This is a genomic window from Corynebacterium sp. c24Ua_83, from assembly GCF_039907245.1.
Classification (GTDB): Bacteria; Actinomycetota; Actinomycetes; order Mycobacteriales; family Mycobacteriaceae; genus Corynebacterium.
This window is the reverse complement of sequence record NZ_JASBOI010000001.1, coordinates 168,830-181,719: the sequence shown is the minus strand read 5'-3', so window position 1 is coordinate 181,719 and position 12,890 is coordinate 168,830. Positions and strand designations below refer to the sequence as shown.

Genomic DNA, 12,890 nt, shown 5'->3' with positions numbered 1-12,890 from the left:
CGGCTAGGCCAGCGACTCCACGAAGCTGGCCAGCTCCTCCTTATCGCCGTTGACACGGCGGCCGGTGAAGAACGGGATTTCCTCGCGCACGTGGTGACGCGCCTCCGTGTAGCGCATCTTGTACATAAGCTCGACGATGCGCTCCAGCGTCGGGGACTCGAAGGCCAGGATCCACTCGTAGTCACCCAGTGCGAAGGCGGGGACGGTGTTAGCACGAACCTCGTCGAAGCCCAGGGCGGCCTTGCCGTGCTCGCGCAGCAAGCGGGAGCGCTCCGCACGATCCATGGTGTACCACTCGTAGCTGCGGACGAACGGGTAGACGCAAATCCAATCGCCCGGCTCCTCGCCCATAATGAAGGACGGCAGGTGAGCCTTGTTGAACTCGCTCGGGCGGTGCAGGCAGGTGTTGGACCATACCGGCTCGCAGGCCTGCCCCAGCTTGGTTTCCTTGAGGAAGCGGCGGTAGGCCACCTGCAGATCCTGCATCTTCTCCGCGTGCCACCAGATCATGACGTCGGCCTCGGCGCGCAGTGCGGACAGGTCGTAGACACCGCGGATAACCAGGTCCTCATCCTCAAAGGAATCAATGAATGCCTGAAAATCAGCAGCTACCTCCGCGCGATCCCCCAGCACGCCCGGCTCGATCTTGAAGACCGAGTAGGTGGCGAAGCGAACGACGGCGTTGAGACGCTTGATTTCCTGCGCGTTCAGTTCAGTCATGGTGTTTAGCCTCTTTAGCCTTTCTGAGTTCCATTCATAGGTTCTATGGCAGCCGTTAACGGCTTATACCAAATCCAATCTACGCGAGATCACCCTCCGGAGGAGCTAGGCGTGGGGTGGATCACGCCATCTCGCGGATGATCTCCCGCGCGGCCTCCACGCCCGAAGCGGCGGTTGCGGGCACGCCCACGCCGTTGAGCATCGAACCGGCCAATGCCAGCCCGCGAATGTCCAACACCTCGGCGTAAGCCTTGGACATTGCATCCATGTAGCCCACGCCATAGCGCGGCAGGCCACCCCACCAGCGCTGGACGAAGTATTCCTCCGGGGTCTTCCGCTCGCCGGTGATGCGCTCCAGATCCTCAACCGCGAAGCTCAGCAGGGCTCGGTTATCTACGTCCAAGTGCCACGGGTTGCCAAAGCTGCCGAAGCTAGCCCGCACAAAGGCGCCCCCGCGCTCGGCCAGGTGCGGCCACTTACGAGACGAGAACGTGAAGGCCTTCGCCTCCGTAGGGGCGTCACTACCCAAAAGAACCCCCGAACGCTCCGGGATGCCGTGGGCGGAAGCCATGCGCATGCCGACGACTACGCTGCTGGCGAGATCGATCTCACCCAGCACGCCCGCGGCGGTGGGAGCCATGTACTGCAAGATGGCCGACGCGGTGGGCGCCGGGGTGGCGACGATGACGGCATCGAACTCGCCGATCGGATCGATGTAGTACCCGCCGCGAGTCCGGCCGATGGATTCCACGGCGGTGTTGCGCAGGAGCTCCGGATTTGCGTGGCGCACCAGCGCGTCTACCAGGCTGGCGTAACCCCCGCGCAGGCTGCGGAAGACGGGCTTCGGCTTCTCGCCCTCCTGGGGCTCGGGGCGTTGGGAAAGAAGGTGCTCGATGGTATCGACCAGGAAGAACGGCTGGCCCTCCGCGCCACGGCGATCCAACTCCGCCGCCAGCTGCGGAAGCGTGGCGCGGACTCCCAGGTCGAAAGCATTGCAGGAATACACGCCGCCCAGCAGCGGGGAGACCAAACGGTCGACCACGATGCGGCCCAAGCGGGCTTCCACCAACTGTCCGACCGACGTGTCCTGCCCCGGCGTCCAGGTCATCGGCTGGCCGTTACGCTCGCCGTCGATGCGCGCAGCACCGTCTTGCCCCACGACCTCGGAAACGTCGGCACCGCGGGAAGGGATGCCCATCAACGTGCGCCGCGGAATATCCACCAGCGCGCCGTCCACATAGAAACCGCTCGGCAGGCCAGAGGGCACGCACAGCTGATCCCCCAGCCCAACGGATTCAACCAGTTCAGTGAAGTCCTCGCGGAAGCCCATGTAGGCCTCCGCTCCCATGTCCACTGGACCGTTGGCGTAGTTCACGGTCTTGAGCTTCCCGCCCAGGCGGTCGTAGGCCTCGGTCAGCAGGATGCGGGCGTTCGGACCCAGCTGGCGGCGCAGCTCCCAGGCCGCGGCCAGACCCGCGATGCCGCCGCCGATCACGGCGACGCGCATCCCCTCAAGACCGGACGTGTCTAGCTTCTCGAAGTGGCAGGAAAACTGGTTGGCCTTCATCGCTTGTGAACCTCCTCGAAGGCGCAGGTGATGGCATCGGGATCGGTGTTCGGCAAAACGCCGTGGCCCAGGTTGAAGATATGTCCGCGTGCCTGGCCGCGCTCGATGGCGCGGTCGGCCTCGGCACAGATGCGTCCGATCTGCGCCTCTACAACGTCCGAACCGGCGAACAGTACGGCCGGGTCCAGGTTGCCCTGCAGCGCCTTGGCGCGGGTGGCCGGCTCCGCAGTCGGGTCGGCCTCCTGCAGCGCGGCGGATACGCGCGTGGCGGCGGAATCCAGCGGCACGCGCCAATCCACGCCCACCACGTCGGGGCCGGCCAGAGCCATGTCGCCCAACAGCTCCCCGGTGCCCACTCCGAAATGGATCATCGGCACGCCGTAGGCGCGCATCGCATTGAAAATCTCGGTGGAGTACGGGCGGACGAACTCACGGTAGTCCCGCGCAGTCAGGTAGCCGGCCCAGGAGTCAAACAACTGCAGGGCATCCACGCCAGCCTCCGCCTGAACCTGCAGGAAGCGGATAATAGTTGGCGTCAATCGGCGCATCAGGGCGTGCCACACATCCGGCTGCGAGTACATCAGAGCCTTCGTGACCTCGTGGTTCTTCGAGGGGCCACCCTCAACGAGATAAGAGGCGAGGGTAAAGGGCGCGCCTGCGAAACCGATGAGAACCTGGTCGTCACGCAGTCCCTGTAGCACACCGCCGATACCTTCGACGATGCTGTCGAGCTGACTGCTCTCTACGATCGGCAGGGCAGCTGCCTCCTCTGCCGTGCGCACCGGATGCTCCACAACAGGGCCGCGGCCGGCAACGATATCCAAGTCCACGCCTGCCGCCTTTAGCGGTACCACGATGTCGGAGAACAGAATCGCAGCGTCAGCGTCGTGCCGGCGAACCGGCTGCAAGGTAATCTCCGCAAGCAGCTCCGGATTAAAGCACGATTCCAACATGCCGTAATCCTTACGGATCTCGCGGTACTCCGGCAGGGAGCGGCCGGCCTGGCGCATCATCCACACCGGGCGGCGACTTGGGGTTTCTCCGCGCGCTGCGGCGAGGAACGGCGCGTCCTTGTGGGCGCGACGCCGCGACTCCGCGGCAGCAGTATCAGCTTGGATGGGGCAATCAAAAGGCTCACTCGTCATAGATGCCATTATGCCAGCGCCCTCGGCGCGCCTCACAAACGCGACAAACCTTAAAGGCTAGGTTTAGGCCTTGTGAGCCAAGAGACTGAGATCCCAGAGTACTTCCACGAAGCGGTGCGCTCCATGTCGGAAGCACAAGTGCGTCGTGGCATCAGCGTCGGAGACATCCGACCACCCCGCAACCTCGCACCCCTCAGCCACGCCATCGGCCTCGAGGTGCTGCCCGCCGACGAAGACAGCGACGAGAGCACCGGAACCCCCGCCGGCGATGCCTTCGGCCGCCTGATCCTGCTGCACGACCCGCAGGGCGAGGAGCAGTGGCAGGGCAAGCGCATGCGCATGGTCGCCTACATCCAGGCGGACATGGATGCCGCCGTGGCCTCCGACCCCCTGCTGCCGGACGTGGCGTGGGACTGGCTCAAGGAGCAGTTGGACTCCCCCAGCTGCGAATACACCGACCTCGGCGGCACGGTGACCTCCACCGCTTCCGTCCGCTACGGCGAGATCGGCGGCCCGCCGCGCGCCTTCCAGCTGGAGATGCGCGCCTCCTGGACCGCCACCGGTTCCGACCTCACCGGCCACGTCCAAGCCTTCGCGGAGGTGCTGGCTAACGTCGCAGGTCTGCCGCCCGAGGGCGTGACCAGCCTGGCTTTCGGCGCCCGCCCCGCAAGCACCGCGGCCGCAAACGACTCCTAGTACCGGCGAGAGGCTCCGGGGCGAGCCAGCCGGCGGGCTGACGTATCGTTATAGCCGTGAGTTTTGTCTCTGTCCCCGCCACCGGCACCCCGGTTCTGCGGGATACCCCGCAGCACATCGACGACGTCGCCCGCGCACTCGCCGCGGGCACTGGCCCCATCGCCATCGACACGGAGCGCGCCTCTGCCTACCGCTACGACGATCGCGCGTTCGTGATCCAACTGCGCCGCCACGGCTCCGGCACTTTCCTGATTGATCCCGAGGCTGAACCCCGAGCTACCCGCGACATGGCCAAGGTCGTGAACGAAGCCGAATGGGTGCTCCACGCAGCGCACACCGACCTGCCCTGCCTGCTGGCCTTGGATTGGCACCCACAGGTACTGCACGACACGCAGATTGCCGGGCAGATCCTCGGTGCCGAGCGCATTGGTCTTTCCGGCATGCTGAAGGCCTACTTCGACATTGAGGTGCCCAAGGATAAGGGCAACGCGGACTGGTCGCGCAGGCCGCTGAGCGAGGCGATGCTGAACTACGCCGCCCTGGACGTCGAATGGCTGCTGGAGCTGCTGGAACGCTGCCTGGATGACCTCGCCGAGACCGGCCGCACCGAGTGGTATGCCCAGGAGTGCGCACACGTGCTGGCCTCTGCCTCTCCCCTGTCCGCCAACGACTGGACGGGCCTCAAGGGTTTGAGTTCGCTGCGCCGCGCCCTGCCCCGCCGGATCGCCCACGACCTCTGGGAATCCCGTGATGTCATGGCCCGCCGCGGCGACATCTCCCCGGAGGCTATCCTGCGCAGCCGCGACCTCGTGGACATCGCCGGCCGCGCCGATCGGGACCGGGCCGGTGCGCTGCGGCAGTTAAACTCCTGCCTGCATCACTCCCGGGCGCGCATGAAACCTCGGGCTCGCAGGCAATTGGCCGAGCTTCTTTCGGACGCCCTCATGTCCGATCCCCAGGATCTCGAGACCCAACAGTTCCTGCCGCCGCGAAACCCCACGCGCGGCATCCCGGACCACAAGGTCTGGCCTGAGGAATACCCCCGCGCGGCTGCCTACTCCGAAGCGATTCTCTCCGCGGCCGATAACGCAGCGGATGCCTTACAGATCCGCCTGGACACGATTGTGACGAGGAAGAATCTGCGCCAAGCCGCCTGGTCTTGCTGGCTGGCCGAAGATACCGGCGCGCTGGAAGGCGCCGAGGACCCGGTCGCGGAATGGGAGCAACTACTCGGCGACAAGTGGACCGCCCTGGGCCTGCGGCCCTGGCAGGTGGAGGTGTTGCTTAACGCAACAACGCCCGCCGTCGCGGCGGTGTACGCGGGCTAGAGCTTCTCCGCGTATCCAACGACGGTCTGGGCGACCGTCTCGACGTCCAGGCCAAGCTCCTCCAGCACCTCGCCGCGCGAGGCATGGGCCAGGAATTCCTGCGGCACGCCCAGGTTGCGGACGGGCACGTCGATGCCCGCCTGGGACAGGTCGTAGTGCAGGCGACTGCCCGCTCCGCCGTGCACGCCGTTGTCCTCGATCGTGACGATGAGGTCGAAGTCGCGGGCGAGCTCCAGCAAGCTTTCCGCAGTGGGGACTACCCAGTGGGGATCCACGACGGTGGCGGAGAAGTTGGCGTCACAAAGAGCCTGCGCAGCGCCCAAAGCCTGGTCCGTAAGAGCTCCGAAAGAGACAATGAGCACGCGACCGTCGGTCTGCTCGCCGCCCTGCTCGAACAGCAGGTCGTAGTCGGCTTCTTCTCGGACCGCGGGCACGTCGGCGGGGGCATTGCCCTTCGGGAAGCGCACGACAGTCGGAGCATCGTCGATGGCCACTGCGCGGTCGAGGGCCAGCTCCAGGGTTCGCGCGTCTCGCGGGGCGGCGACGTGGATGCCGGGGACGATGCCGGTGATCGACAGATCCCACATGCCGTTGTGGCTGGCGCCGTCGGAGCCCGTGATGCCCGCGCGGTCGAGGACGAGGGTGACGCCCAGCTTCAGCAGGGCGACGTCCATCAAGAGCTGGTCGAACGCGCGATTGAGGAACGTCGAGTAGACGGCCACCACCGGGTGCAGACCACCGAGAGCCAGGCCGGCGGCGGAGGTCACCGCGTGCTGCTCGGCGATACCGACGTCGTAGGTGCGGCTGGGGTGCACCTTCGCGAAGTCGGCCAGGCCGGTCGGACCAGCCATGGCGGCGGTGATGGCGACGATATCCTCGCGCTCGTTGGCAATGTCGATCAGATGGTTGGAGAACACCTTGGTCCAGCTGATCGCGCCCTCGGTCTTCTTCGCCATCGACTCACCGGTGATCGGGTCGATCACGCCGGTGGAGTGCATCTGGTCGGCCTCGTCCTGCTCGGCGGGGTCAAAGCCCTTGCCCTTCTGCGTGACGGTGTGGACGATCACGGGGCCGCCGTAGTCCTTGGCGTAGCGCAGAGCGTTCTCGACCTGTTTGAGGTCGTGGCCATCGACGGGGCCAATGTACTTCAGGCCCAGCTCCGGGAACATCTCGTGCGGGATGACGGTGTGCTTCACGCCCTCCTTGAGGCCGTGAATCACCTGGAAGGCGCGGTCGCCCACCCAGCCCATTCGACCCAGGGCGTACTTGCCGGTATCCATCACCCGGTCGTACATCGGCTGCAGGCGCAGCGCGGCCAGGTTCTCGGCGAGACCGCCGATCGTGGGCGAATAGGAGCGGCCGTTGTCGTTGACGACGATGACTAGGCTGCGCTTCTTCGCGGCGGCGATATTGTTCAGCGCCTCCCACGTCATGCCACCGGTCAACGCGCCATCGCCAACTAGGGCGACAACGTGGCGGTGGACCTGGCCGGTCAGCTCGAAAGCCTTGGCCAGACCATCGGCGTAGGACAGCGAGGCGGAAGCGTGGGAGGACTCAGTCCAGTCGTGTGGAGACTCCGCCCGATCCGGGTAGCCGGAGAGCCCGTCCTTTTGACGCAGCGTGTCGAATAGATCCCGGCGACCAGTCAAGATCTTGTGCACGTAGGACTGGTGGCCGGTGTCGAAAATCAACGGGTCCGAAGGCGAGTCGAATACCCGGTGCATGGCGATCGTCAGCTCTACAACGCCCAGGTTTGGTCCCAGGTGGCCGCCGGTTGCGGAGACCTTCTGGATAAGAAACTCGCGGATCTCCGCGGCCAGCTGCTCTAGCTGGTCTGTGTCCAGCCCCTTGAGGTCAGCGGGCGAAGACACCTTATCGAGAATTCCCATGTGAAACTACTCTTCTCCGTCCTCATGTCTCGCGCCGAATGTTGTGTCCGTCCATTCTAACTGCGCTCAAGTGTTTTGAAAGAATCCCCCACCGGGGTTTAAGAGCCGGCGCGACCGCGGCGGTCCGGAACCAAATATGCCAGCAGTTCTACGTGGTGGTTAAGGCCGAAGGCATCCACCACGCACAGCTCCTTAATTGCGTAGCCGTTGTCGATCCAAGCGGCGAGGTCGCGGGCGGCGGTGGCCGGGTCGCATCCCACGTGAACGACGTGCCGCGGGCGGGCCTTGGCAATATCGGCAACCGTCTGCGTGCCCGCACCCGTGCGCGGCGGGTCCAGAACCACAGCGTGCACGGATCCTCCGCTTGGCAGTTGGGGAACCAGACCCGCCACGTCACCGCCGACGAACTCAACATTGTCGATGCCAGCTGCCGCCAGGGCCCGTGCCCCCGCCTCGCTGGCGCTGCCTGCCACGTCCACACAGATAACCCGGTCGGCCTTGCGGGACAGTGCCGCGCTGAATACCCCGGCGCCGCCGTACAGATCCCACGCAATCGACTGCTTAGGCTTTGCCCCTTGCGTTTTCTCCCCCTGCGCCACCGGCGGGATGTGGCGGGCGATCCAGGCGGAGTAGAACTCCGGAGCGGCGCGGTGCGCCTGCCAGAAATCCTGCACCTGGCTCTCCCACCGCACGTCGAACTCCCTGTCAAGGCCGGCACCAAAGTGCACGGTACGGGAAACGGTGGGAATCTCACCCGCACCATCAGTGGCCTTGCCCCGCAGCTGCACCATCTTCCGGGTGCCGTCGTCTGCCACGGCGACGGCGATCTCGGAGTTGAAAACCAGCTTCCCGGCCGCTCGCAGCTGTTCGATCTCCTCCGCCAGCCCCTTTCGCAGGGCTTCGCTCCACTGCGCGCAGGGGTTCTCCACCGGCACCACCTGGTGCGAGCCACGCGCCCGCTGGCCGACGTTGCCCTCCCCATCCACGGCGAGACGCACGCGCGTGCGCGAGCCTGCGAAGGGCTGCAGGCTCTCGGCGTTGACCGTGACCTCTTGCAAGGCTTCGGCATCAATCTTCCCCACGCGAGCCAGCTGATCCAGCACCACTTGCTTCTTATAGTCCAGCGACCCGGCGGCGTCCACGAAATCCAGGTCGCAGCATCCCGCCCCGGCCTGCGCTGCCGGGCATGCCGGGGACACACGGTGGGGGCTCGGCTGTCCGATGGCTACAGCCTCGCCGTTGCGGAAACCTTTCTTAGACTTCGAGTTCCGCGCCGGATCCAGCGCCACCGTCACATCCTTCTCGCCCGGCAGTCCACCGCGCACGAACACGATTTGCCCGTCCAGTCGGCCGATCACGGTGCCGCCGTTCGCCGGACCCGCCAGGTCGATCACTACTTCTTCCTTCTTAGTGACGCCCATCGGTCTCCACCTCTTCGATACCTTCTTCCATGCTTTCCGCCTCGACCTGCTGTAGGTCTTGCGTGTCTTCGCCCGGCTTCTCCGAGTGCCGCCCCTCCGCTCGGTTCGCTGCCTTCACTGCCCAAACGGTGACCGCCACTGCTACCAGCGTCAGGGGCCATCCCATTGCGATGCGGGTGTACCCGAGGGCGTCAGTCTTATCGCCAGCATAGAGCCACTGCTGAACGGCAAAGCGGGCGAAGAACACCACGGCCCATGCAAGGGTGGCAATGTTGAAGGCCCGCACTGCTCGGCGGTTCGTGCGCCAGCGGTGATCGTCACCATTGATGCCGCGCCATACCGCGCCGACCAGCGGCCAGCGAACAAAGATCGAAATAATGGATGCGATGCCCGCCACCAGCGAGTACCAGATGCCGTAGGCGAAATAGCCCTTTGCATCCCCCATGATCCAGGCGATCGCTGCGCACAGCGCGACCGCGAGGAAGCCGGAGATCGCCGGCTGCAGGTTCTCCTTGCGCGCTACGCGCCACACCAGAATCAACACTGCAACCGCCAGCGCAGAAATCAGCGCGGGTCCCAGACCCCACTGGCTGTTTACCGGCACCAGAACCAGCACGGGCAACGTGGAGGAGACCAGTCCGGACAGGCCTCCCATTTGCTCCAGCAGGGTGGCCTGGGCTGCATCGCCGCCCTGTTGCGGCTCTGTCTTTCCTGCCATTACTGCAGATCCTCGCCCAGATTCCGGGTAGCTCCCTGGGATTCGGCATTCTGGCGGTGGGCCAGCTCCTGCAGCTGCTCCTGCAGAGCATCCGCCATGGCCTGCGGCATCAACACCGGCAAAGGCTGGCCGGCCGGAATTGGGTCGCTGCCGCGGCGGATAAAGGTACGTGCGATGATCTCCCGGCCCACCTTGGCCAACTCGTCCGCCTTGGACTTCTCTCCGGCCAGCGTCGCCCGGAACATCCAACGTGGACCGTTCACGCCGATCAGGCGCATCTGCCCCTCACCGGCTACCGCGCAGATCTCCTGGCCCCACGGGCCGTCCTCGACGTGAACGTCCAGGCCGTCCTTCGTCATGCCCGCGACCGTCTCCTCGACAGATTCGGCCCACAGGTCACCGTTTCGCGGTGCAGCGAAGGCAATCGGGGTAATGCGCCCACCGTCGATCTCCAGGTGAATCATCTGCGGCCCCTCCGGCCCCATATCCACCTTGACCTCACCGCCGTGCGGCACCGGAATGAGCATGGAGCCCAGATCCAAAGCTCCCGCGGCAAAATCCGAGAAGTCGAAGTCCTGGAAGTTCACCGTGTCGCCGTCAAACGGACCAAAGTCGTTTTCTGGCTGATCCTGCTGCGGCTGAACAGCTTCCTCTACTTGATTCTTGTCGTCGTTACTCTTGCGACCAAACATCTCAAAACTCCGTCTTCTGTTGGCTTCTTAAGTTACTTCGAGTGCAGCTAAGCGTTGCGAGTCTAAACCCCAGTGGAGCCATAGCCGGACTCGCCCCGCACGGTCTCCCCCAGTTGCTCTACGCTCTCGACCTCTTCGACGTCGCACAGGCTGACTTCCTGCACCAGCAGCTGTGCAATCCGCTCCCCGCGCGCCAATTCAATGGGCTGCTCAGGATCCAGGTTGATCAGGCATACCTTGATCTCCCCGCGATAGTCCGCATCAATCGTCCCCGGGGCATTGACGATGGAAAGCCCCTTCTTCAGCGCGAGCCCACTGCGCGGGTGCACCAGCCCCACTGTGCCTACAGGCAATGCGATGGCGATGCCTGTGCCGACCAGCTCCCGGTGCCCAGGGGCAATGGTCACATCCTGGGCCGTGTAGAGGTCTATGCCGGCATCCGTCGGGTGGGCGCGGCGCGGCAAGGGCAGCTCCTTGTCCAGGCGAACGATACGCAGCGGGGCGTCATTTCCGGTTTGTCCATTTTGCTTAAGGGTCACGGTCACCAAGACTACAAGTACCCAACCGAAGTTACGATGTCCGAACCCCCACGGGCTAGAATTACTAGGCAGCACGCAAAGCGAACAGATCTATCAGGAGATATTCAATTGGCATCGGACACTCAGCAGGAAAAGCTGCTGTATTCGGAGCACCAGCGCGTACCCCTAGTGTGGTGGCTGTTCGCCGCGGGCGTAGTCGCAATCATTGCGTGGCAGGCGCAAATGGGCCGTCCGATGTGGGCCTTCTACGTCGCCCTCGTGGTTTCCGGCGCGCTGGCAGTGTGGGCGCTTATTTACTTCTCCCGCACGAAGGTGGAGGTCACGGAAGATAGCTCCGGCGAGCGTTGGTTGCATGTCGGCCCGGCAAGACTCCCCGCAAGTGTGGTCAGCCGCAGCCTAGTTATTCCCCCTACCGCCAAGCGCGCCGCTATGGGCCGCCAGCTGGATCCGGCCGCCTATGTTGTGCACAAGAACTGGATCCCGACGATGGCGATGCTCGTCCTGGACGATCCGGACGACCCAACCCCCTACTGGCTGATCTCCACTAAGGAACCTCAGGAGGTTCTGGAGCAGCTTGGTCGCCCGATCTACTAACGCAGCTTAAGCGCAGTCCTTGCAGATGTACTCGCCGTCGGCGACGGTTTCTGCAATGCAGCTGCGGTGCTGCACCAGGAAGCACACGCTGCAGGTGAACTCGTCGCTCTGGCGCGGGATTACAGAGCCGGACAGCTCCTCGCCGGAAAGATCCGCCATGGGTACGTCGAAGGGCTCGACGATCTCTCCATCATCCGTATCGGAAACGGCCGGTTCGGCCTTCTCTGCGGCCTTCAGGCCTTCCAGGGAGTCGGTCTCGATGTCGTCTTCGGAACGTCGGCGCGGCGCGTCGTAGTCAGTGGCCATATTGGGTCCTTACTCACGTCGGTTGTGTCGATCAGATGGAGTGCAAAACAGCCAGCAGGGCTGGCTGAAAATTGCCTTAGTTCGTCTCACTGTTCGCGGATCCTAGAGCACATGCACGCCCCTTGTCACCTTCACGCGCGCACTGGCGCCCGATAGGGGTAAATGGCTCCCCCCGCGGCTATTCCACCAGCAGTTCAGCCAGCTCCGCAGCCACCCCCGGCTTCACTGCCAATACAAGCGCCTTCGCCTCCTTCGTCACGTCATAATCCGGGGCCACGCTAATGGCTCCGGCACGCGCGGCAATCAGGCACCCCGCAGCGTGGTCCCACGGGCCCAACCCGTGTTCAAAGTAGGCATCTACTTCCCCACTTGCCACACGGCACAGGTCCAGTGCGGCCGAGCCGATCCGTCGAATGTCGCGGACTTGCGGCAGCAGGCGGGTCAGCCGCTCCGCCTGGCGGCGGCGATCCTCAGCCACGTACGAAAAGCCGGTTGCAACCAGCGCCTTCCCCAGTGCTCCACCAGGCGCTGCCTCCTGCTCCGCCGGTTCCACGCGCAGAGTAACGGCCGCGCCCTTATCGGCAATGTCCTTCAAGCGCCGCGCCGGCCCGCCCGCATGCGCCACGTAGGCAACCTGGCCTGTCACGTCCACCACCACTCCGGCTACTGGCTGACCGTTCACCACTGCGGCGATGCTCACGGCATAGGCCGGAACCCCGTAGAGGAAGTTCACTGTTCCATCGATCGGATCGACGATCCATAGAACCTCCCCCGGGGCACTGTCCTCGCTACTCAAGCCGCTTTCCTCACCGAGCACGCGGGATCCGGGCACCCGCTGCAGCAGCTGCTCTGTAATGAGTTTCTCGCTGGCCTGGTCTACCTCCGTCACCGGATCCACCTCGGAGGTCTTCGTCCCCACCACGCCGACGTGACCGTGCTCGTCGGCGAGTTCGCCACGACGGCGTCGAATAAGGACAGCCGCCTCGCGCGCCACCTCGAGGGCTACTGCCTCCAGGTCGGCAGGGCTAAGGGTTTTTTCTCTTGTGGACGCCCCAGCCTCCCCCGCCGTCGACACCTCGTCGAACACTCGCAGGGGCGCCTGGTTGGATTCTGCCCGCTGGAGAATCGTCGCTACCTCACGCGCCTTAGCGCTCATACTTGCTGAACCCGTGTTTTCCATGTTCTCCACCTTGCCATTCCTGATCACTCTTCACAGCCACCTTCCACGGGGCAGACTGCTAGACCCCGATGCCGAGCGCAGCCCAATATCTTCAA

13 protein-coding genes are annotated in these 12,890 nt (G+C 64.7%); 3 read left to right on the top strand and 10 right to left on the bottom strand.

Features of this window, described 5'->3' with window-relative positions:
* Positions 1-3: 3 nt before the first annotated feature.
* From hemQ to hemE, 3 genes are all read right to left on the bottom strand, one after another.
* A complete protein-coding gene (gene hemQ / locus QKE30_RS00820; RefSeq protein ID WP_035003773.1) occupies positions 4-720 on the bottom strand; it encodes a hydrogen peroxide-dependent heme synthase in 717 nt (238 codons plus the stop codon).
* A gap of 121 nt (positions 721-841) precedes the next feature.
* The gene (gene hemG / locus QKE30_RS00815) at positions 842-2,287 is read right to left on the bottom strand and encodes a protoporphyrinogen oxidase (RefSeq protein ID WP_297667357.1); all 1,446 of its coding nucleotides are present in this window, start codon (positions 2,285-2,287) and stop codon (positions 842-844) included.
* Positions 2,284-3,441: a uroporphyrinogen decarboxylase gene (gene hemE, locus QKE30_RS00810; protein WP_347933856.1), complete on the bottom strand. Its 1,158-nt coding sequence runs from the start codon at positions 3,439-3,441 to the stop codon at positions 2,284-2,286. The genes hemG and hemE overlap by 4 nt, the downstream gene beginning before the upstream one ends.
* Positions 3,442-3,504: 63 nt before the next feature.
* Here hemE and QKE30_RS00805 point away from each other — a divergent pair, with 63 nt between their 5' ends.
* A complete protein-coding gene (locus tag QKE30_RS00805) occupies positions 3,505-4,128 on the top strand; it encodes a DUF3000 domain-containing protein (RefSeq protein WP_297667360.1) in 624 nt (207 codons plus the stop codon).
* A gap of 56 nt (positions 4,129-4,184) precedes the next feature.
* Positions 4,185-5,456 carry a ribonuclease D gene (locus QKE30_RS00800; RefSeq protein ID WP_347933855.1) on the top strand — a complete coding sequence of 424 codons (1,272 nt, stop codon included), beginning with the start codon at positions 4,185-4,187 and terminating at the stop codon, positions 5,454-5,456.
* On the opposite strand, the gene dxs is transcribed toward QKE30_RS00800, so the two are convergent.
* The 5 genes from dxs to dut all read right to left on the bottom strand — a co-directional run bounded on the left by dxs (position 5,453) and on the right by dut (position 10,715).
* Positions 5,453-7,345, bottom strand: coding sequence for a 1-deoxy-D-xylulose-5-phosphate synthase (gene dxs, locus QKE30_RS00795; RefSeq protein WP_297667363.1), 1,893 nt, complete (start codon positions 7,343-7,345; stop codon positions 5,453-5,455). The two genes, QKE30_RS00800 and dxs, sit on opposite strands and share 4 nt — an antisense overlap.
* A gap of 98 nt (positions 7,346-7,443) precedes the next feature.
* Positions 7,444-8,766, bottom strand: coding sequence for an RsmD family RNA methyltransferase (locus QKE30_RS00790; protein WP_347933854.1), 1,323 nt, complete (start codon positions 8,764-8,766; stop codon positions 7,444-7,446).
* The gene (locus QKE30_RS00785) at positions 8,753-9,484 is read right to left on the bottom strand and encodes a DUF3159 domain-containing protein (protein WP_269944168.1); all 732 of its coding nucleotides are present in this window, start codon (positions 9,482-9,484) and stop codon (positions 8,753-8,755) included. Before QKE30_RS00785 ends, QKE30_RS00790 begins: the two co-directional genes overlap by 14 nt.
* Positions 9,484-10,176, bottom strand: a complete 693-nt coding sequence (locus QKE30_RS00780) for a DUF3710 domain-containing protein (RefSeq protein WP_347933853.1) — start codon at positions 10,174-10,176, stop codon at positions 9,484-9,486. Before QKE30_RS00780 ends, QKE30_RS00785 begins: the two co-directional genes overlap by 1 nt.
* Before the next feature lie 62 nt (positions 10,177-10,238).
* Complete coding sequence (gene dut, locus QKE30_RS00775; protein WP_049050519.1) at positions 10,239-10,715, bottom strand: dUTP diphosphatase; 477 nt, start codon at positions 10,713-10,715, stop codon at positions 10,239-10,241.
* A gap of 108 nt (positions 10,716-10,823) precedes the next feature.
* Here dut and QKE30_RS00770 point away from each other — a divergent pair, with 108 nt between their 5' ends.
* Positions 10,824-11,309 (top strand): DUF3093 domain-containing protein, encoded by a 486-nt coding sequence (locus tag QKE30_RS00770; protein ID WP_049050499.1) that lies wholly within the window; start codon positions 10,824-10,826, stop codon positions 11,307-11,309.
* Between the two features lie 6 nt (positions 11,310-11,315).
* On the opposite strand, the gene QKE30_RS00765 is transcribed toward QKE30_RS00770, so the two are convergent.
* Together QKE30_RS00765 and QKE30_RS00760 are read right to left on the bottom strand one after the other, a co-directional pair.
* On the bottom strand, positions 11,316-11,615 hold the full coding sequence (locus QKE30_RS00765; RefSeq protein ID WP_269944170.1) for a DUF4193 domain-containing protein: 300 nt from the start codon (positions 11,613-11,615) through the stop codon (positions 11,316-11,318).
* A 178-nt stretch (positions 11,616-11,793) separates the two neighbouring features.
* Positions 11,794-12,822 carry an inositol monophosphatase family protein gene (locus tag QKE30_RS00760; RefSeq protein WP_347933852.1) on the bottom strand — a complete coding sequence of 343 codons (1,029 nt, stop codon included), beginning with the start codon at positions 12,820-12,822 and terminating at the stop codon, positions 11,794-11,796.
* Positions 12,823-12,890 lie beyond the last annotated feature (68 nt).

Excerpts from the sequence above, each read along its gene's own strand:
- dxs (WP_297667363.1), bottom strand. The coding sequence starts at position 7,345 with ATGGGAATTCTCGATAAGGTGTCTTCGCCCGCTGACCTCAAGGGGCTG.
- QKE30_RS00765 (WP_269944170.1), bottom strand. The coding sequence starts at position 11,615 with ATGGCCACTGACTACGACGCGCCGCGCCGACGTTCCGAAGACGACATC.
- hemQ (WP_035003773.1), bottom strand. The coding sequence starts at position 720 with ATGACTGAACTGAACGCGCAGGAAATCAAGCGTCTCAACGCCGTCGTT.
- QKE30_RS00785 (WP_269944168.1), bottom strand. The coding sequence starts at position 9,484 with ATGGCAGGAAAGACAGAGCCGCAACAGGGCGGCGATGCAGCCCAGGCC.
- QKE30_RS00790 (WP_347933854.1), bottom strand. The coding sequence starts at position 8,766 with ATGGGCGTCACTAAGAAGGAAGAAGTAGTGATCGACCTGGCGGGTCCG.
- QKE30_RS00780 (WP_347933853.1), bottom strand. The coding sequence starts at position 10,176 with ATGTTTGGTCGCAAGAGTAACGACGACAAGAATCAAGTAGAGGAAGCT.
- hemG (WP_297667357.1), bottom strand. The coding sequence starts at position 2,287 with ATGAAGGCCAACCAGTTTTCCTGCCACTTCGAGAAGCTAGACACGTCC.
- hemE (WP_347933856.1), bottom strand. The coding sequence starts at position 3,441 with ATGGCATCTATGACGAGTGAGCCTTTTGATTGCCCCATCCAAGCTGAT.